Annotated in this window: 17 protein-coding genes; 4 read left to right on the top strand and 13 right to left on the bottom strand. The window is 43.3% G+C overall.

The annotated features are described in order from the left end of the window. Positions 1–19: 19 nt before the first annotated feature. Both ACI882_RS11540 and ACI882_RS11535 read right to left on the bottom strand, forming a co-directional pair. Positions 20–2197: a malate synthase G gene (locus ACI882_RS11540; RefSeq protein WP_411745065.1), complete on the bottom strand. Its 2178-nt coding sequence runs from the start codon at positions 2195–2197 to the stop codon at positions 20–22. 106 nt (positions 2198–2303) lie between these two features. Beyond that, positions 2304–3254, bottom strand: coding sequence for a LysR family transcriptional regulator (locus ACI882_RS11535; RefSeq protein ID WP_411745064.1), 951 nt, complete (start codon positions 3252–3254; stop codon positions 2304–2306). A 214-nt stretch (positions 3255–3468) separates the two neighbouring features. On the opposite strand from ACI882_RS11535, the gene ACI882_RS11530 reads away from it, so the two are divergent. Next, positions 3469–5064, top strand: a complete 1596-nt coding sequence (locus ACI882_RS11530) for an isocitrate lyase (RefSeq protein ID WP_411745063.1) — start codon at positions 3469–3471, stop codon at positions 5062–5064. Between the two features lie 515 nt (positions 5065–5579). On the opposite strand, the gene ACI882_RS11525 is transcribed toward ACI882_RS11530, so the two are convergent. Further along, a complete protein-coding gene (locus tag ACI882_RS11525; protein ID WP_411745959.1) occupies positions 5580–6116 on the bottom strand; it encodes an NUDIX hydrolase in 537 nt (178 codons plus the stop codon). 232 nt (positions 6117–6348) lie between these two features. Between ACI882_RS11525 and ACI882_RS11520 the strand changes: the two genes are divergently transcribed. Next, complete coding sequence (locus ACI882_RS11520) at positions 6349–6990, top strand: PolC-type DNA polymerase III (RefSeq protein WP_411745960.1); 642 nt, start codon at positions 6349–6351, stop codon at positions 6988–6990. Here ACI882_RS11520 and ACI882_RS11515 read toward each other — a convergent pair. The 6 genes from ACI882_RS11515 to ACI882_RS11490 all read right to left on the bottom strand — a co-directional run bounded on the left by ACI882_RS11515 (position 6966) and on the right by ACI882_RS11490 (position 11208). Next, positions 6966–7505: a L,D-transpeptidase family protein gene (locus tag ACI882_RS11515; RefSeq protein ID WP_411745961.1), complete on the bottom strand. Its 540-nt coding sequence runs from the start codon at positions 7503–7505 to the stop codon at positions 6966–6968. The genes ACI882_RS11520 and ACI882_RS11515 overlap by 25 nt on opposite strands. A 139-nt stretch (positions 7506–7644) precedes the next feature. Next, on the bottom strand, positions 7645–8415 hold the full coding sequence (locus ACI882_RS11510; RefSeq protein WP_411745962.1) for a class I SAM-dependent methyltransferase: 771 nt from the start codon (positions 8413–8415) through the stop codon (positions 7645–7647). Positions 8416–8437: 22 nt separating this feature from the next. After that, a complete protein-coding gene (locus ACI882_RS11505) occupies positions 8438–8845 on the bottom strand; it encodes a GFA family protein (RefSeq protein ID WP_411745963.1) in 408 nt (135 codons plus the stop codon). Positions 8846–8937: 92 nt separating this feature from the next. Beyond that, on the bottom strand, positions 8938–9426 hold the full coding sequence (locus tag ACI882_RS11500; protein ID WP_411745964.1) for an AAA family ATPase: 489 nt from the start codon (positions 9424–9426) through the stop codon (positions 8938–8940). 28 nt (positions 9427–9454) lie between these two features. Continuing rightward, the gene (locus ACI882_RS11495; RefSeq protein WP_411746896.1) at positions 9455–10393 is read right to left on the bottom strand and encodes a ketopantoate reductase family protein; all 939 of its coding nucleotides are present in this window, start codon (positions 10391–10393) and stop codon (positions 9455–9457) included. 86 nt (positions 10394–10479) lie between these two features. After that, positions 10480–11208, bottom strand: coding sequence for a class I SAM-dependent methyltransferase (locus ACI882_RS11490; RefSeq protein WP_411746895.1), 729 nt, complete (start codon positions 11206–11208; stop codon positions 10480–10482). 230 nt (positions 11209–11438) lie between these two features. Here ACI882_RS11490 and ACI882_RS11485 point away from each other — a divergent pair, with 230 nt between their 5' ends. Further along, the gene (locus tag ACI882_RS11485; RefSeq protein WP_411746894.1) at positions 11439–13352 is read left to right on the top strand and encodes a DNA topoisomerase III; all 1914 of its coding nucleotides are present in this window, start codon (positions 11439–11441) and stop codon (positions 13350–13352) included. Between the two features lie 279 nt (positions 13353–13631). Here the strand turns inward: ACI882_RS11485 and ACI882_RS11480 are convergent, their stop codons facing one another. Together ACI882_RS11480 and ACI882_RS11475 are read right to left on the bottom strand one after the other, a co-directional pair. Then, positions 13632–14702 (bottom strand): fatty acid desaturase family protein, encoded by a 1071-nt coding sequence (locus tag ACI882_RS11480; RefSeq protein ID WP_411745782.1) that lies wholly within the window; start codon positions 14700–14702, stop codon positions 13632–13634. Further along, positions 14702–15784, bottom strand: coding sequence for a flavin reductase family protein (locus tag ACI882_RS11475; RefSeq protein ID WP_411745783.1), 1083 nt, complete (start codon positions 15782–15784; stop codon positions 14702–14704). Before ACI882_RS11475 ends, ACI882_RS11480 begins: the two co-directional genes overlap by 1 nt. A 128-nt stretch (positions 15785–15912) precedes the next feature. Between ACI882_RS11475 and ACI882_RS11470 the strand changes: the two genes are divergently transcribed. Further along, the gene (locus ACI882_RS11470; RefSeq protein ID WP_411745784.1) at positions 15913–16557 is read left to right on the top strand and encodes a TetR family transcriptional regulator; all 645 of its coding nucleotides are present in this window, start codon (positions 15913–15915) and stop codon (positions 16555–16557) included. Here the strand turns inward: ACI882_RS11470 and ACI882_RS11465 are convergent, their stop codons facing one another. Beyond that, on the bottom strand, positions 16558–17313 hold the full coding sequence (locus ACI882_RS11465; protein ID WP_411745785.1) for a TSUP family transporter: 756 nt from the start codon (positions 17311–17313) through the stop codon (positions 16558–16560). A 59-nt stretch (positions 17314–17372) separates the two neighbouring features. Beyond that, positions 17373–19124, bottom strand: a complete 1752-nt coding sequence (locus tag ACI882_RS11460) for a hypothetical protein (protein ID WP_411745786.1) — start codon at positions 19122–19124, stop codon at positions 17373–17375. Positions 19125–19251 lie beyond the last annotated feature (127 nt).

Raw genomic sequence — 19251 nt, 5'->3', positions numbered from 1 at the left:
GTTGTTCTGACGCGGTAACTTACTTCAATGCCGCTTTAAGATCTAAACGCGCTTGATGTAGTAACGGTTCAGTATAACCACTTGGTTGCTCAGCGCCTTTGAAAACCAAATCAAGCGCTGCTTTAAAGGCGATACTTGACTCAAAATCTGGCGCCATTGGCGTATACGTGGGGTCATCAGCATTTTGCCCATCAACGACTGCTGCCATACGCTTCATTGTTTCCATCACTTGCGCTTCATTGGTTAAGCCGTGAACCAACCAATTGCACATATGCTGGCTTGAAATACGCAATGTTGCTCTATCTTCCATTAACCCAACATCTTTAATGTCAGGCACTTTAGAACAACCAACACCCTGATTAACCCATCGAACCACATAACCTAAAATACCTTGTGCGTTATTGTCTAGCTCGCTCTGAATTGCTTGAGCACTTAGGGCGCTTACATCCTCCAATAACGGAATGGTTAAAATATCAGAACGCTTAGCACGAGCACGCTGTGCAATAGACTTCTGTAATTCAAATACATTCACTTGGTGATAGTGAGTTGAGTGTAAGGTTGCGCCATTTGGCGATGGCACCCATGCCGTTGTCGCGCCAGATTTTGGATGGCCAATTTTTTGCTCTAACATGGCGGCCATTTCATCTGGCATGGCCCACATACCTTTACCAATTTGAGCCTTTCCAGATAAGCCTGCTGCAAGACCGGCATCAACGTTGTTGTCTTCGTACGCAGAAATCCATGTAGTGGCTTTCATTTTAGTTTTTTCTATAAAAGCACCAGCATACATACTGGTGTGTATTTCATCACCGGTACGGTCTAAGAAACCGGTATTAATAAACACGACACGCGCTGCAGCTGCTTTAATACAAGCACTCAAGTTTAGGGAGGTTCGGCGTTCTTCGTCCATAATACCGATTTTAATGGTATTTTCAGCTAACCCTAGTGCCTGCTCGATGCGCGCAAACAAACGTACAGCGAAAGCCACTTCTTCTGGGCCGTGCATCTTGGGTTTCACTATATAGATACTGCCGGTACGACTGTTCTGGAATTTACCGAGTTTGTTAAGATCGTGAATTGCAGCAAGGACTGTCACCATGCCGTCTAAAATACCTTCGGGAATCTCTTCACCATTCGCATTCAAGATAGCGGGATTGGTCATTAGATGACCGACGTTACGAATAAACATCAAACTACGGCCTTGAAGCTTAACGCTTTTGCCATCAACCGTTTGATATTCGCGGTCTGCGGCCATATCGCGCGTTAATTTCTGACCGTTCTTAGTAAACCCGGCAGACAAGGTGCCATTCATTAGGCCTAACCAGTTACGATAGACTTCAACCTTGTCCTCAGCGTCAACCGCAGCGATTGAATCTTCGCAGTCCATAATTGTCGTGATCGCGGCTTCTACTAATAAGTCTTTCACACCGGCAGAATCAGATTGACCAATTTGATGCGTCTTATCTATTTGAATTTCAACGTGCAGACCATTATTTTTCAATAGAATTGCCGTTGGTGAATCAACCTTGCCACGAAAAGCTAGATACTGAGAAGCATCGGCCAAACGACCTTGCTCACCATTTACAAAAGTCACCAACAAGCCAGAAGCGTCAACACTGTACTTAGTTACTTGCTCATGGCCTTGGGCGTTTAGCGTAAACACCTCATTCAAATAGCCTTTGGCGTAATCGATAACCTTTTGACCACGAACAGCGTTATAGCCACCTGCTCGCTGAGCGCCACCGTCTTCCGATATAGCATCGGTGCCATAAAGTGCATCGTACAAACTGCCCCAGCGAGCATTCGCTGCGTTTAACGCGAAACGCGCATTCTTCACCGGTACCACAAGTTGTGGACCTGCTTGCTGAGCAATTTCGGTATCAACATTTTCAGTGGTGATTTTGAAATCTTCTGACTCTGGAAGTAAATAACCAATTTCAGTTAAAAAATCTGTATAAGCTGTCGCATCGTGCGGTTGCGAAGCACGCGCTTTGTGCCAATCATCAATTAAACGCTGGAACTCTTCGCGCTTAGCCAAGAGCATTTTATTCTCAGGGCCTAAGTCGTTAAAGATAGCGGCAAGTTCAGCCCAAAAATGCGCACTACTGACGCCTGTGCCTGGTGCTATTTCATCTTCGATGAGTTGAAATAACGCTTTGTCGATCTGAAGGTCACCGCTTTTCAGGTATTGGCTCATAAGTTCTGTCCTACACAAAAGAATTTGTTGTTGTCTTCTTATACTAATCGTCTAAATTAATTTATCTAATGTATATCAGTTATTCTTTCCATTCACCAAATAAATACTAGAAGTATGGTGCTGGTATTTCTTCAGCTACATCTATGATTAAACGCCGTAACCAGCGGTGCGCAGGGTCATGATGCAACAACGGACTCCATACCATTTTCAACAATAGCGAGGGAATTTCGAACGGCGGCGCCTTAATGGCTAATCTTTCATTACGTGCTTGCAGATGAGCTGCACGTGCAGGAATGGTTACGACCAGGTCATTTTCTTCAGCTAACAGCATTGCAGCACCATAATGACGAGTATAAACAGCGATATGACGCTTTTTCCCTAGCTGGTTCAGTACTTCATCGACAAAACCCAAGCGCTGAACATCATCGGGGTTTACACCCACACCGACCCCATAACCCGTCTTACTGACCCAAATATGCCGAGCTTTTAGATAATTGGTTAAACTAAAGTTATCTAATATCGGATTACTTTTACTAAGCATGCAACAGAAGTTATCCGACCAAACCGTCATTTGATGGAACGATTGCGGCAACGCATCAAAACGGTTAATAACCATGTCTACACGGCCCTGCTCGACATCTGAGAAGTTCACATCACTGGGGGTCATGATATCGAGCGCAACGTTAGGAGCTTCGGCTGTGAGTCGCTTTAACAAGGCCGGTAACAAGGTAGATTCAGCATAGTCACTGGCCATAATTCGAAATACTCGGGTGCTCTCTGCAGCATCAAAATGATGTCTAGGCGTCACTACTTTTTCAAGACTTTGTAAGGCCATCCGCAGCATAGGCTCAAGCTCACGAGCGCGCTCAGTTGGTGTCATACCCTCGCTGGTTCTAATCAATAAAGGATCTTCAAATAAATCACGCAATCGACGTAGGCCGTTGCTCATTGCGGGTTGGCTTATACCTAGTTGATGGGCCGCTTTGGTCACACTGCGCTCTTTTAAAAGTACATCCAGATACACCAATAAGTTCATGTCAACTCGATTTAGATGCATAACACCTCCTGATAGCGTAATTTATTTTTTAGCGTAATTTCGCTAGAAAACAACGATTTAGCAACCATTATAATCTTGGCGAATGTCAGGCATCATAATTATAAATTAGACGAATCACAAATAGATTCTTATCTTTGGGTCATCACCAGCGGAGAACAAGAACAACTTCCGCTAATAAACAAAGCAGTCAACGACCAAGAAAGAGGGTTTACCCATGACCGATTACAGCAACGACATTCGTCAAATTACCGAACTAAAAGAGAAGGCTGGTAACAGCTGGTCAGCTATTAACCCAGAGCACGCTGCTCGAATGCGCGCACAAAACAAATTCCAAACAGGCATAGATATCGCTCGTTACACCGCAGACATTATGCGTAACGATATGGAAGCATACGATGCAGACCCTGCACAGTACACACAGTCTTTAGGTTGCTGGCACGGTTTTATCGGCCAACAGAAGATGATTTCAATTAAGAAGCATTTCGAAGGTAAGACAGATCGTCGTTACTTGTACCTTTCAGGTTGGATGGTTGCAGCACTTCGTTCTGAGTTTGGCCCACTTCCAGATCAGTCTATGCATGAAAAGACCTCTGTAGCGGCTTTAATTAAAGAGCTATATACTTTCTTACGTCAGGCAGACGCTCGTGAATTAGGTGGCTTGTTCCGTGACCTAGACACTGCCCGTTTAGCGAAAGACACGGCTAAAGAAGCCAGCATTCAAGACCAAATCGACAACTATGTAACTCATGTTGTACCAATTATTGCTGACATCGATGCGGGCTTCGGTAACGCTGAAGCGACTTATTTGATGGCTAAGCAAATGATCGAAGCAGGCGCTTGCTGTATCCAGATTGAAAACCAAGTATCGGATGAAAAGCAGTGTGGCCACCAGGACGGCAAAGTTACCGTTCCTCACGAAGACTTCTTAGCGAAAATCCGTGCGGTTCGTTACGCTTTCTTAGAGCTTGGCGTTGATAACGGCGTTATCGTTGCACGTACTGACTCTTTAGGTGCAGGCCTTACTAAGCAGATCGCAGTTTCTCATACCCCTGGCGATTTAGGCGACCAGTACAACTCTTTCTTAGATTGCGAAGAAATTGCAGCTGGCGATCTTAAAAATGGTGACGTAGTCTTGAATCGCGGCGGTAAGTTACTACGTCCTAAGCGTTTACCTTCAAACTTGTTCCAGTTCCGTCAAGGTACCGGTGAAGATCGTTGCGTACTAGACTCAATCACATCTTTGCAAAACGGTGCTGACCTATTGTGGATTGAAACTGAGAAGCCTCATATCGGCCAGATCGGTAGCATGGTAGACCGTATCCGTGAAGTAATGCCAAATGCTAAGCTTGTATACAACAACTCGCCGTCGTTCAACTGGACATTAAACTTCCGTCAGCAAGTATTCGATGCATGGACAGAAGCAGGTAAAGATACCGCTGCATACAACCGCGCTGAGTTAATGAGCGCTGATTACGATGCAACAGACCTTGCTCTTGAAGCTGATGAGCGTATCCGTACTTTCCAAGCCGATTCTGCGCGTCAAGCGGGTATCTTCCACCACTTGATCACGTTACCGACTTACCATACTGCTGCGCTGTCTACTGACAACCTAGCGAAAGAGTACTTCGGTGACCAAGGTATGCTTGGCTACGTTGCAAACGTTCAGCGTAAAGAAATCCGCGAAACAATCGCCTGTGTTAAACACCAGAACATGTCTGGTTCAGACATCGGTGATGATCACAAAGAGTACTTCTCTGGCGATGCAGCACTAAAAGCTGGCGGTAAAGACAACACAATGAACCAGTTCTAATTTACTGTTTCTAAAGCCAACCTCCCCTGACCTTGGTCTCGGGAGGTTTTTTGTTTTTGTGACTTTATAATTTTTTATAGTTTCATTGAGCCTTAAAAGGTATTGGCTTTATTCCGCTTGGGAGTGTTATTGCCCTTGAACGGTCGCTCGGGCGCATCCATGCGACGCCAAACTTCGGCATCCATGCCTCAGATTCCCGATCAAGAGCAATAACACCCCCAAGCTAACCCAAGCACCACCCAAAAAAGTCGTTACGATCTTTTCTTTTGAACTTACTTTCAGCTGACAGCTTAAAACTTGCAGTTATCTTATCTCTTGAACCTACCCGCAGCCCGCAGCCCAAAACCAGCAGCTTTCTCTTCTTTTGAACTTACTTTCAGCTGACAGCTTAAAACTTGCAGTTATCTTATCTCTTGAACCTACCCGCAGCCCGCAGCCCAAAACCAGCAGCTTTCTCTTCTCTTGAACTTACTTTCAGCTGACAGCTTAAAACTTGCAGCGTCCCCCCCCCCCCCTTACAACGTCTTCCGTACCATTCGCAATACCGATTCTTCCTGCGTTAAGACCTCAATTTCTTCACGGCTTAACCATTTCAAATCATTTGATTCTTCGTTTATATTCAGTGTTTCGTTGTTTGCGACCAGCCAAAAACGAACATCTAAATGCCAATGTTTGGGTTCGTTCTTTCGCTCTGGGATTGCATGTACGTCTAAATCAAAGATGCCGTATTGGTGGAAGGCTAAGTCGGTTAGCCCTGTTTCTTCCATGGCTTCACGCATACTCGCTTGCGCTAAGGTTTTATCTTCGTCATCAACGTGTCCGCCAGGCTGAACCCATATATCGAGTTTTTTATGATGCAATAACACAGCTTTGCTTTGATCTTTATTGGTGATCCATGCTGAGGCTGTTAGGTGGCCTTCGAGGGTATCTCTTGCCCAATACCTAGGTTGTTGTGTAACAAAGTTGCGTATAAAAGCGTGAGCTTCCGCTTCCAAGGCATCGCTTGGGGTGTATTGATCCAATAATTGAAGGGTTTTATCTTGGGATTCCACAGTCTGCTCTCTAATCTGCCAAAACAAGTATTATAAACGATGATGAGGCTGAAAACTTAGGCTTAATGTCATTTGTAATCGTGTTTACTAAGTCGGTTTATCGGTTTGGTTAATACGTAAGGTGCTATTCTCTAGCACAATAGCCTTCGATATTGTGAGCTTGCTGTATTTTGCTTATTATCAGCGACCTAAAATTCCCCTTCACTAATGATTTAAAACCTTGGAGCCAACTATGAGCAGAGCGGATTCGCTCGTTGTACTCGATTTCGAAACCACTGGTTTGTCACCTGATATGGGTGACCGTGCTATTGAAATTGGTGCAGTTAAGATCGAAAACGGTGTTATGACCGAACAGTTTCAAGCGCTGATGAACCCTGGTCGTCGGGTTGATTCCTTTATTGAGGGGTATACAGGCATCAGCAATGCCATGCTGGCATCGGCTCTACCCTGTGCAGACGTTATGCGTTCATTCGCAGAGTTCATGGGGGATAGTAATTTACTCGCGCACAATGCTTCTTTTGACAAGCGCTTTCTTGATGCTGAGTTTAACCGCATTGGTCACCGCTATTCAGGTCAATTTGCCTGCTCATTATTGGTATCTCGTCGTATATTTCAAAATGCACCCAATCATAAGTTAGGCACCTTGGTCGATTACTGCAATATTGAATCAACAGGCGCATACCACAGAGCCTTATACGATTCCGAGATGACGGCAAAATTATGGTTAAGTATTTTATCCGACATTCGTAACCAATATGAATTAGATGAGCTGCCCTTCTCGGCAATCCAAAAGCTCTGTAAAACACCCAAGAAGTCTGTCAGTAAATTTTTTACGGGATTAAAAGCCAGTCAATCTGTTTCACTTTCAACATAAAGGAAATCACCAAGCTTTACTTCCTTTAATACCCATAACAAATCATTTAACGATAAGGTTATACACCCTGCTGATCCGCCATAATTATCACGAGCTATATGCATAAACACAGCACTACCCTTATTGGCTACAACTGGATCATCGTTATAACCTAAAACCACGACCACATCATATAACGGACTTTCACGCCACATACGTTCATGAGAGACACCATTTGGTAATGGTAATCGGGTGTGCATATTATATTTTGGGTGGTCAGGCTGATCTACCCAAGCATCAGCTTCATGCATAGCGCAAACGGGTAATTGGGTGTTTGGTTTGGTAACACGATCAGCTCGGTAAAATACATGACGTAAAGGCATTAAACCCGCCGGTGTTGCGCCATCACCTTCAACTTTATCAAGACGAATACCGGCACGCCCGACTGCACATTTGAAGGTTTTGCCACCGGGAAGTTTTAACGATTTTTCTTGCACCATTATTTTTTGCATGTCCGGTGAGTTGTGCTCTAGCATCCATATTTCCTCGAATTCGTGAAAGCGATAACCAGTTAAAAAGATCAAACCGTATACGGAAAATGATCTCATTGCTCTTTGGTGTCAATTTAGTCACTATGTATTTTCATTTAATATAAGGTTTCGTTTGAAAAATCGGTTAGTTAATATCGGCCAAAGTGACACAAAAAGTGACCGTCCCCGTTACCGTCTCTGGGAAACCATTCGCTTGTAATAAAGACTCTAACTTATTATCAAACTCTTTTGCTAACTTTTCACCCATTCTCTCAACACTGAAACCATTTCGAGCATGATATGAAGCGATGTACTCTGTTGTCTTTTGAGTCACTTCGACAATAGGCATTGTTTGGGTGACTGTGTTTTTGATATGACCCGCGTCTTCTAAAATCGTCACAACCGAATAGGGTTTAAAGTTCTTTGTTGTTGAATAAGCCTGTATTAACTGAATAACCTCACTATTAATGGTATCGACAATTAAGTCACCTCCAGTCACAATAGCCATTTTGGTTTGAGGCTTTGATAAGCCTTTCAGCAGCGGAAAGGTTTTATCCCAATCAGCCCAGTGAATACTGTTAGCGGCCACAATTAAATCAAATGTCACATCGGATTCAAATTGTTCAATATAGGCGTTCACAAAACTGACTTTTGAACCTTTTGCTACAGCCGCTTTCACCATTGCCTTTGACGGATCAACACCGACAACACAGTGACCTTGTTTAGATAAAGGGATTGAAATCTCACCAGTGCCTGAGCCAATATCCAATACACTCATTGCGTGAATTTTTAAACAATGGGAAAGGTAATCTATTACTTCTGCCGTATAGTTTGGCCTGTAACCGTAATGATCGACGATACTACTGTCACCAAACTGGTCGCCAATTTCTTTACTTAGATGATCTGGCTTAGTCATAGTTTCCCTTAAGGTAATAGGATTAACTTACATCTGCTGGATGGTTAACGCCGTCGTATGTCGGAATATTTATTATTTTCAATGGATTTATCCCTTCAAGGCAGGCTACATTAAAACCATATTGAGTCGGGTTTGAACGTCGTTGATGATGAGTATAAATACCACAGTTTCTGCAAAAAAAGTGCTTGGCTGTTTTAGTGTTAAATTGATAAAGCTTCAATACTTCGGCACCTTTGATAACATGAATTCCCGACAGCGGAATTGAAGCCGCTATTGCGCCTCTTCTACTGCACAATGAACAATCACAACGTCTAACATCAATGAGTCCATCCGGAAGATCTAGTTCGAACTTAACTGCACCACAGTGACATGAAGCCTTATGTTTTTGTTGAATTTTTACTCCATCGACTTCTTTCAAATTGATACTCATACATTAAACTCCTTAACGCTTTACAGATTAGCTAATAGTAACGTTTTTTAAGGTTGTATGGCTGACATACTGACCCACAGAAATTGGTTTACTTACTCCATAATATGAAGGCTTAGTCCTTCTGACTCATTCGGTTCTTCAAAGTACTGAGTTACCATTTCAAACACTTCCGGCGTGTCAAATTTAACCCTATCGGGTTGCTCTAGCCTTCGCTTAGCAATCTGTAGCAGGCATAATTCGTTCGAAACATTAAGATATGTTGCTACGTGCGGAGCCTTAATTTCATTTGCAATATTCAAATACCGTTTCCTATCTTTAATTGTATTGGCGGGGAAATCTAATACCACTGAGCTGCCTGCCTTCAAAATTTTTTGGACATGTGGACCTATTACATCCAACAATTTAGAATGCCTTACGAGGAAGTCATCGAAATTATTAATTTCATTTGGATACAATTTATTTAGCCACTCATCTTCAGAAATCAACACTCCACCAATCTCTTTGCTGAGTTTCGTTGAGTAGGTTGTTTTTCCAGCTCCCATCTTGCCGATGAAAAAGTGCAGTGTTCCTAGCTCATTCATAAAGCCCCTTGTTTATTATGAAAAGCATTTACTTTTGTAAAGTGAGTAATGCATTCACCAAATTGGTTGTCGGCACATCAATAGCCAATTTTTCAGCCCTACTAATGACGGCCCCGCATATACTATCTAGTTCCAGTAGCCGCCCTTTTTCTTTATCAACCAGCATTGATGTTTTTATCGCATCGAAAGTTGAAATAAGATTATACATTTCGTCAACGTCATTTTTACCTAGTAAAACGCCGTCAGCTTTTGCAACGGAGGCAACTTCTTCCATCAATGTATAAACCGTTTTCCTCAAAATAGGATGTGATGTAAGAGCCTTTGTATCTAACCCACTCAGAGCTGACAATGGGTTAACACCATTATTAATAATTAACTTACGCCAAAGCTCATATTGGATATCTAAACTCATCTGAGTCGGAATGCCCGCTTTATTAAATTCACTCACTATTTCATTAATCAGCGGAAGCACTTGCTGACTCGTTGATTTTGAATTTGGCCAAGGCCCTAGAATAATCTGAGCAACCCCTTTTACATCGACTATCCCGGGTGCTGTAATGTGACCTCCAATTCGAACCGCTAGTCCACCTAAAGTTCGGTGCTCTCCGATTACTGCAGAAATGAATGGCTCATTATCTACACCATTTTGTAATGATAAAAAAGGCGTAGTGCCTGAGCTGAGCCAGGTTTTTAAGCCATTTAGAATTGCCGCAGTTGATCCACCTTTTGTGGTTAATATTATTAGGTCGAACTGATCACAAGATTTTACTTTCACCAGCTTTTTGAGACTGTACGCGTCTACCCGCCCATTAAAATCAAAGTCACTGTGATTAACCTTAAGACCTTGTTGCTCTAATGTCTGTAAATGCTCTCCACGGGCCAAATAGGTAACAGAGTGCCCTGCCGTTTGCAGTCGTGCACCGTAATAACAACCAATACCGCCAGCACCAATTATTAAAAAACGCATACCTTATCCTGAAAAATTGTATTTAATCTTGTGAAATAGAAACCACGACAAAGCATAGCGCTAGTAATATCTGATTTTCTTAGCATTTATAGTTTACGCGCAATAATGAAAACACTTATCCCCTTGGTTCCATGACTCCATTGCGTTTCAATTGAAAAGCCTAAGTTCTTAATCTCGTCTACTAACTTAGACTCGGTAAAAACAAACACATCGGGCATTAACCCAAGCAATTTTCCAAACGGCGCAAACAGCTTTAAAAAACGAAAGTAAGAGCCACCAAGGCAAGCAGAGCTACTGATAAAAAAGCCGCCAGGTTTAAGTATTCGAGCGACGTCTTCAAGCACAGAGCTTCTATCAGGTAATAGGTGAATTACATTTAGACCCAGAACAGCATCCAAACTGTCAGAAGGAGCATTAAACTCCATTAGCGTGCCTCGTGTGAATGTAATATTTTCAATATGGCTCTCAACAGCCCTTTTACGCCCTATCTCAATCATGTTTTGCGAGATATCTATCGCATCGATATGTTTTACATAGGGTGCATGTTGTATTGCTGTTGAACCTGTTCCACAACCAAACTCTAAAATTCGCATACTTGAAGAAAGAATAGCTTGCGTTTGATTCAGCTTCGCCTGATAAGTCTCTTGGTCTGAGACTGGGTTTTTGGCATACTTTTCGGCAATACGGTCCCAGAACTGGTCAGATTTCTTCATATAATCTCTTTCTACGTGAATTTTCTGTGTGAACGCCCTATAAATATCAGCTTCAACTAAACCAAGCAACCAAGTTGTCCAATTTGAACTACTGCCACTCATTTTACATTAGCTAGTTCCTTACAATTCGCGTCCATGTACCGCTACAAAGCCTAAGCATCCTCTCCTTTTTAGTAAAAATAAAGCCACTTTACTACCTTTGCTTCAGGCGTAAAACGCCTACGTTTCCTGCCTGCTCTCCTATCCACTTAAAGATTCTTTAGACAGCTTTACTTTCTATCGTCAGAGACATCGGCTAATATACTGTATATAAACACAGCTATTGATATAAAATGCGATTATTTATTGCTGAAAAGCCCAGCCTGGGACGTGCTATTGCCACCGTTTTACCCAGGCCTCACAAAAAAGAAGATGGTTATATTGTTGCCGCTAATGGTGATACGGTCTCTTGGTGCGTGGGTCACTTGCTCGAACAACAAGAACCAGAAGCTTACGACCCAGCCTATAAACAATGGTCGCATGAGCATTTGCCCATCGTGCCAGAACACTGGAAGTTAAAAATAAAGGCCAAAACCGCAAAGCAAGTGGGCATATTACGAAAGCTCTTTAAGCAAGCTGAAATCCTAGTCCATGCAGGTGACCCAGACCGCGAAGGTCAGTTGTTGGTCGATGAACTGATTCATTTTATCGACACCAAGAAAAGCAAACCCGTTTTACGTTGCCTAGTGAATGATTTAAATCCAGCCGCCGTATCAAAAGCCGTCAACAGCTTGCGTAATAACAACGAATTTATTCCGCTATCAACCTCCGCACTGGCCAGGTCACGAGCCGATTGGCTCTTCGGCATAAATTTAACACGCGCCTACACCCTTCAAGGTAAAGCTGCGGGCTACAAAGGCGTGCTTTCAGTAGGCCGAGTACAAACACCTATTTTAGGCTTAGTGGTAAAACGCGACCAAGCCATAGACGCCTTTGTTAGCCAACCCTTCTATGAAGTATGGGCAAACTTAAAAACAGAGAACGACGATGAGTTTCAAGCTAAATGGCAGCCCAGTGAATCTTGCCAGCGCTTTTTAGATGAACAAGGTCGCAACTTATCACAACCCCTAGCAGACAATGTCGCCAAACGAATTAGCCATCAACTCGCCCTGGTAAAAAACGTGAAGCGAGAGCTTAAAAAACAAAGTGCACCGCTACCTTATAGCTTATCTGCTTTACAAATTGATGCAGGGAAAGCATTTGGAATGAGCGCCAAACAAGTTCTCGATGTATGCCAAAATTTATACGAAAATCATAAAGCCATAACCTACCCTCGATCCGATTGCCGCTATTTACCAACTGAGCATCATGTCGAAGCACCGTCTGTATACAGCGCCATCCAAAGCAGCCTGCCAAACTTAAATGGTAAAGATCTTAGCAAGATTAACTTTCTATTCACGCAAAAAACACGTGTTTGGAACGACAAACAAGTCAGTGCGCACCATGCAATTATTCCGACAAAAAAAACAGTCACCCGCTTAAATAATGAAGAGTCCAAAATATACGGGTTAGTCGCCCGGAACTACCTTGCTCAATTTTTACCACAGCATGAATTCGCAGCCACCACCGTTCACATTGATATAGCAGGCGGACAATTCAAAACCACCGCGAAAGAAATATTGGTTGAAGGTTGGCAGCAAGTATTTCCAAAGCGAAAACCGTCTTCAGATGAACCCGCCATTTTACCAAAGCTAGAAAAGGGACAACACTTACAATCACTTCAAGCAAGCATCAAAGAAAAACACACCTCACCACCCGCACACTTTACCGATGCCACCCTGCTCGCTGCGATGACCGGTATCGCCAGCCACGTCAAAGACTCAAACATTCGGAAAATACTAAAAGACACTGATGGGCTCGGTACCGAAGCCACACGCGCCAATATAATTGAACTGTTGTTTACCCGAGGCTTTTTGCAACGAAACGGGAAAACCATAACAGCAACTCCCGCCGGGCGTGTTTTTATTAATGCACTACCCGAAAGATTAACCTTGCCAGATATGACCGCACAATGGGAAGCCACCCTAGCCGACATCGCACAAGGAAAACAACGTTACGAGACTTTAATGACACCCTTAACCGAAGCGCTTTGGCATATGACCATTGAAAGTCGCAGTATTATACCAACCGGGCTTAATGGTTTAGGGTCAGTTAAAACTTTTCGAAAGAAAAAACGGTTTAAGGCTGCGGGTTTTAAAAAGCCGTAAGCTTTCAGCTGCAAGCGGTCAGTAAAATACAAAACACCTAAATATTGAGCACTAGTGCCCAATTGGCTTTGAACGGGAATCTGAGGCATGGATGCCGAAGCTTAGCGGCGCAGGGATGCGCGAACAGCGACCGTTTAAAGTTAGTTGGGTGCCAGGGCGGGAAAACGGTTTATGGCTGCTGGCTTCGGATTTAAAACAATCGCCTCTTCACTTTGTTACGAAGGCTCCTACAAGTAACGAAGCTGAAGCTACTGCGTTTTGCTGTAGCTTCAATTACGACTAGCTTACAACGACGCTTGACGGGAAAGCGTGGCGGAAGATTCGATACCATACTTGGCCGAATTGTTTTGATAGGCGGCCGGTGTTGTAGGTTTGGCCGTAGCGTTCGCAAATCTCTTTAACTTTTGGTGCTAGGTCAGCGTAGCGGTTAGCTGGTATTTCAGGGAACAAATGATGCTCTATCTGGTGGCTTAGGTTACCACTTAAAATGTGGAACCACTTATTGCCAGAAATGTTACTTGAACCTTGAATTTGACGTAAATACCAATGTCCATTGCGAGTCTCGTTAATGGCACTTTCTGGGAACACTTGGGCTTTGTCTGTAAAGTGGCCACAGAAAATAATAGTAAAAGTCCACAAGCTACGAATAACGTTCGCCACAGCGTTACCTGCAAGAACCGATAAAAATAAAGGACCTGCTAAAATTGGGAACACAACATAATCTTTAATGGCTTGCCACTTCATTTTTTTTAATTCAGCGGGGTTGTTATCAACAATAGACCTGAACAAACTTTTACCCGGCTCTTTCTCAAACTTCACATTTTGTAGCGCAACACCCCACTCAAATACAAATGCAAAAAAGAAAGTATAGATAGGCTGTAATAAATACCACGGGTTCCACTTTTGCTCAGCAAACACACGAATAAAACCGTAGCCGATATCTTCATCGTGGCCTTCGATATTGGTATAAGTGTGATGTTTGTAGTTATGCGTCTCACGCCAATTTTGACTGGTACCGGCAATATCCCACTCAAAGTTTTTACCTTGATAATATGGGTCACCCATGAAATCAAACTGCCCATGAATTACGTTATGCCCCAGCTCCATGTTATCGAGTATTTTTGATAACGACAAAAATGCCACGCCTAAAAACCAAACACCTGGAATAAAGCTCAAGAATAATAATCCACGACCTAGAACTGCCGTATAGCGAACAGCACGATGGATACTGCGAATGTAGCGAGCGTCCTGCTCACCTATGCTTTTTTTAACATCAAGTTTCAGCGCATCTATTTCAGCACCAAAGGCTTCGGTTTCTGCATCGGATAATTTTTTATAATATTCAGTCATTACAGCTCCAAGGTGATGTCGCTGATAGCGGCATGCATACAAGGTTTAAACATGGCATCGTCTTCAGCATGAACACGCTTATCTTGCTGGTCTTGAACCAAACCGCTGACTTTTTTACAGGTACAGGTGTTACAAGTGCCTCTGCGGCAACCGCTGGCAATGGAAACGCCCGCTTGTTCGAGAGCATGCAGTAAATTCATACCACTTGGAATAGTCACACTGCGGCGCTGTTTGGTTAGGTTAACTTGTATCGGGGCACCTGCGGTTGTGGTCACAAAAGCTGGAGAAAAAGATTCAAACGAAAAGTTATTCACCCAGGGTTGCAAACGATCTTTTAATTGACTTACAAAACCATCGTTACCACAAGCAAAAGCCTCAAAGTTAGGTAAGCGCTTTTTTAAATCTTCAAACCATTGTGAAGACTCCGCTAACAGCTTTGGAGTGCCATCTTCATTACGCTCAATAAATTCAGTTTCAATCACATGTAAACGAAACCATTCGTTTTGGCTGGCTATTTTTTTAAGCCGCTTAATAAAGGCAAGGTCTTTTTCAGACTTACCCCAGTACATTAATTCTACCGGATGATCTCGAATACTGGTCGCCCAAGCTTCAAGCATACTAATGATTGGCGTAATACCAATGCCACCCGCTAAAAACAGCGCTGGCTTTTGCTCGAAGGTGGCCATTGAAACATCACCATAAACTTCACCTAGATGAACCTGCATGCTCTTTTTAGCATGATGATTTAAAAAGTTACTCACTTTACCCTGACTAACTTGCCGAGTTGTAATTCGGAAACGACCGCCTTTCACTCGGGAAACCGAGTAACTGCGATGTAAGCGACGGCCATCGATTTCAACACCGATATTGATATGTTGCCCAGGCTGAATACCTTTAAAATTACCATTTGGCTTGAGCCATAACGATACGGAATCTGAAGACTCCTGAACAACTTTAACCACTTTGGCCACTACTCGTTCACGCCGAGCTAACAAACCTAATTCTTCACACCAAAAGTCATACACATGCGCGGGAAGAACCATATCTCGCGCAGTAGACAACAACTTTACAAATTTATTCATACTCAAAATACCCTAATAACCATCTATTCAGTATAACTTTATCTATACAGTTGTCTATTAATCAATAGAAGACAGTATCTGCCTTTCGAGGTAGTATAATAGACCAGTTACGTAGTGAAGGAATATCTGTGAACATTGTTCAACCGCAAGAAAAACGCACCGCTGGGCGTAAAGCCACCATCAACAGAGAAGATATCATTGCCGCCGCTATGCGTTTAGTGGGGCCAAATCGCAGTGTCTCTTCTTTAAGTTTACGTGAAATTACTCGTGAAGCCGGTATTGCCCCTAACAGCTTCTATCGCCACTTCGACAACACAGAAACTCTTGCAATTAGCGCAATTGAACTAGCCGGTTCGACCCTAAGAACATTAATTGGAGAAGCTCGCTACAAGGCAAGTGAACTCAATAAAGGCATTGTTCGCATGTCTGTCGAAACCTTTATTCATCAAATTTATGCAGACGGCCAGTATTTACCACTATTACTGCGAGAAGGCATTGTCGGGTCAGATAGTTTTAAAGAGGCTGTGCGTGAGCAGCTGGCTTATTTTGAGCAAGAATTAGCCGATGACTTAGAAGCTATCGCTAAAAAAACCAATAAAGCTCCCTATCGGCCCGACATTGTTGCGACATCTATCACTAGGCTTGTGTTTTCTATGGGCTCAGATGCACTAGATATGCCGGCAGAAAAACACCAAGAGCTAATTGATAGCATGGTCATCGCGATTAAAATGCTAATAACCGGCGCACATATTATTCAAAAGCTGGACCACTAATCAGAGCAACGCTAGGATTTGCTTAATAGACATTGCCACGCACATTAGTATGACCAATGGTCTGATCAACTTAGCACCGCCCCAAAAAATTGTATGAGTGCCAATAAACGCGCCTAACAATTGTCCCAACATCATTATGGCACCGACCTTCCAAAGTACTTGCCCGCCAAAGGCGAACACAACCAGCGATGCAATATTTGAGGTGAAATTAAGAGGCTTAGCCATGACCGTGGCATCTATTAAGTTTTTCCCGCGTAACATAACGCTGCTGGCGGCAAAAAATGAACCGGTGCCCGGTCCAAAAAAACCATCATAAAAACCTATTAACGGTACTGCTGAGTTTTTCCATTGATTGTGGCTTAGCTTTGGCTTTTTTTCGACAGCGCCTAAGTTCGGGCTTAATAAGAAGTACAACGCAACAAACACCAACAAAACAGGCACTGCCCAGCTTAGCCATTGGGTGTCTATCAACTGAATCAGCACCGTTCCGATTGCAGCACCAACCCCACTCATCAGCATTAATGGCAATAAACCGTCCGTACTGAGTTTTCGTTTGGTAATTAGGGTGATGGTTGCCGTAAAGGTGCCGACAAATCCTTGGCATTTATTGGTAGCAAGCGCAGCTACGGGAGATATACCCGTCATCATTAATACCGGCAAAACAATCAGCCCGCCACCACCGGCTAAGGTATCGACCCAACCGGCAATTGCCGCGACTGCAAACAAGACAACAATAAGTTCGAGACTTACTTCCACCGGCGCCACCTATGTTTAATTTGGGGCGCCATAGTCTATAAATTACCGCTGTGAGTCAATCACTGCTCAGCCAGCGATGGCATCAGACCAACGGCGGACAAGCTTGTCCAAATTTGGGTTTGCTCAGCCTTAGTTTTAACATTGGCAACAACTATGCGATAGCGGCTGTCAGCTTCAAACCAGTTAAGACTCAGAGTCACGGGCCGTTCATTTATGCGCTGATAAGCTTCGAACCACAGGACTTCAGGCGAACGTAAGCTTTCTAAAATTTGGATGTTTGAAGCAGAGCGCTCTATTTCAACACTATACTTAGATATTTCTGCGCCTAGCGTAAAGCCGTATATATCTCCCAACAACCGATTAACTTCATTTAGCGACCTAGCGGCATAACCCTGTGCTTCAAACATCGTCAACCAGATATCTTGTGCGTAGGTACTTTCAAAACCTGAGAAGTTTAGCCAGGCTTCTTGTCGTGTTTCATCCCAATCCATGGCCATAGTAACGGGTAAATTTAAAGTTTCATCGCGACCAAGAATTCGTTTAAAAGAGTCTGTCTCAATTAGCGACAATAACTGAGACATTGGCAATGGCCCAACCTGCACATAGCCGTTGACGATCATTTTTTTATCTTGAACCGCATTAGCCTTTACCGCATCAACCATTGGCTTGGCCTTGCCAGTTGGCACTCGGTTTATAGCTTCAACGTCCACAACATTAGAACCAGAGTCACCAGGCAGCGAATTCATTCTGGCGACTTCTTCAGCCGTATAGGTAACTTCAGGCTCAACAAAAGCAGGATCAAAAGCCATCATTGGGTTATCAACACGCTCACCATTGGTACCAACCACCTTGCGTAAACGCGCACTCAAGCCATTTTTCTTTAACTCGTGACGCCAGTATCGAAGCTCTGTCAATTCAGTGACTTCACCTAAAAAGATAGCAACTGCACCGTAATCGTCTACTTCTGCTAAAAACACAGGCAATGGATTCTTTTGGAACGCACGGGAATTAAAAAACTGTCGTAAACCACGATACTCCAAACTTCGAATTGCTTGATTCATATTTTTAAATTCACCCAACTGCAATGTATACGGCCCCGCAGGGAAGCACTTGCACAATTCTGCAAGTTCAATAATAGGTGGTAACGATTCGCTCATATTATTGGGAATATATTGAGGTACTCGAGTATCAATCGTCATACTTGGGTTTGCTAATTCTTGGGCTTCTTTCTCAGCAACTTCTTGCGCTTGTTGTTTTTCAACGGCCTCTAACGGTAGAACATCATTACCACCAAAGTTTAACCGAAGGCCATATCGCCAACGCATGCTGCCAGGCATTTCAGTCGAAGGCCAAGCTTGATAGCCGCCTTCGGCAAATGCTCTAAAATGAGTAAATACAGGGACACTGATACCCGCATCTACACGATATCCTAAATCGTACTGTTCTATTATCGTCCCGCCTGATGTCGCAACGTCGGTACCAGAAAACAAACCACCCGCTAAAACTTGCACACGCACGCCTTTATCGCCCCATTGCTTCAATCCTGCAATTTCTAATTGCGTAAAGGCATCTTGATCGAGCACACCATAACTGTCACTAGTGTAAGTAAGGTCATTGAAGTATCGAACACCTAAGTCCAAGCCGACGCCTTGATCAGAGATAATTTGCGCATGAGTACCGATGCCCCACGCGTTCACAATGGGCGAGCTTGCAAAGCTACCATCCACGCCAAACTCAGCCGCTAAAGCGGGCATACCCAACAGGCTGACATAGAAAGTCGATTTTAGAATACTTTTTACTGATTGAGTCATAGCAACCTATCCGATTCATCTCAAACAGGTTATCGCCCAATAGCAGGAAATATTTAGGTTTTCTCGAAAATAGACTTATTTAACTAGAAAAAAGTAAATAAGGTACTTGGAAGGCAGCTAGAACAGC

It is taken from the genome of Reinekea sp. (assembly GCF_046710285.1).
Classification (GTDB): Bacteria; Pseudomonadota; Gammaproteobacteria; order Pseudomonadales; family Natronospirillaceae; genus Reinekea.
Note: the sequence above shows the minus strand (reverse complement) of the source record. Positions and strands in the feature narration are given on the sequence as shown.

Bases quoted from the DNA above. Each gene is read 5' to 3' on its own strand.
- ACI882_RS11540 (WP_411745065.1), bottom strand. From the start codon at position 2,197: ATGAGCCAATACCTGAAAAGCGGTGACCTTCAGATCGACAAAGCGTTA.
- ACI882_RS11535 (WP_411745064.1), bottom strand. From the start codon at position 3,254: ATGCATCTAAATCGAGTTGACATGAACTTATTGGTGTATCTGGATGTA.
- ACI882_RS11530 (WP_411745063.1), top strand. From the start codon at position 3,469: ATGACCGATTACAGCAACGACATTCGTCAAATTACCGAACTAAAAGAG.
- ACI882_RS11520 (WP_411745960.1), top strand. From the start codon at position 6,349: ATGAGCAGAGCGGATTCGCTCGTTGTACTCGATTTCGAAACCACTGGT.
- ACI882_RS11515 (WP_411745961.1), bottom strand. From the start codon at position 7,505: ATGCTAGAGCACAACTCACCGGACATGCAAAAAATAATGGTGCAAGAA.
- ACI882_RS11510 (WP_411745962.1), bottom strand. From the start codon at position 8,415: ATGACTAAGCCAGATCATCTAAGTAAAGAAATTGGCGACCAGTTTGGT.
- ACI882_RS11505 (WP_411745963.1), bottom strand. From the start codon at position 8,845: ATGAGTATCAATTTGAAAGAAGTCGATGGAGTAAAAATTCAACAAAAA.
- ACI882_RS11500 (WP_411745964.1), bottom strand. From the start codon at position 9,426: ATGAATGAGCTAGGAACACTGCACTTTTTCATCGGCAAGATGGGAGCT.
- ACI882_RS11495 (WP_411746896.1), bottom strand. From the start codon at position 10,393: ATGCGTTTTTTAATAATTGGTGCTGGCGGTATTGGTTGTTATTACGGT.
- ACI882_RS11490 (WP_411746895.1), bottom strand. From the start codon at position 11,208: ATGAGTGGCAGTAGTTCAAATTGGACAACTTGGTTGCTTGGTTTAGTT.
- ACI882_RS11485 (WP_411746894.1), top strand. From the start codon at position 11,439: ATGCGATTATTTATTGCTGAAAAGCCCAGCCTGGGACGTGCTATTGCC.
- ACI882_RS11480 (WP_411745782.1), bottom strand. From the start codon at position 14,702: ATGACTGAATATTATAAAAAATTATCCGATGCAGAAACCGAAGCCTTT.
- ACI882_RS11475 (WP_411745783.1), bottom strand. From the start codon at position 15,784: ATGAATAAATTTGTAAAGTTGTTGTCTACTGCGCGAGATATGGTTCTT.
- ACI882_RS11460 (WP_411745786.1), bottom strand. From the start codon at position 19,124: ATGACTCAATCAGTAAAAAGTATTCTAAAATCGACTTTCTATGTCAGC.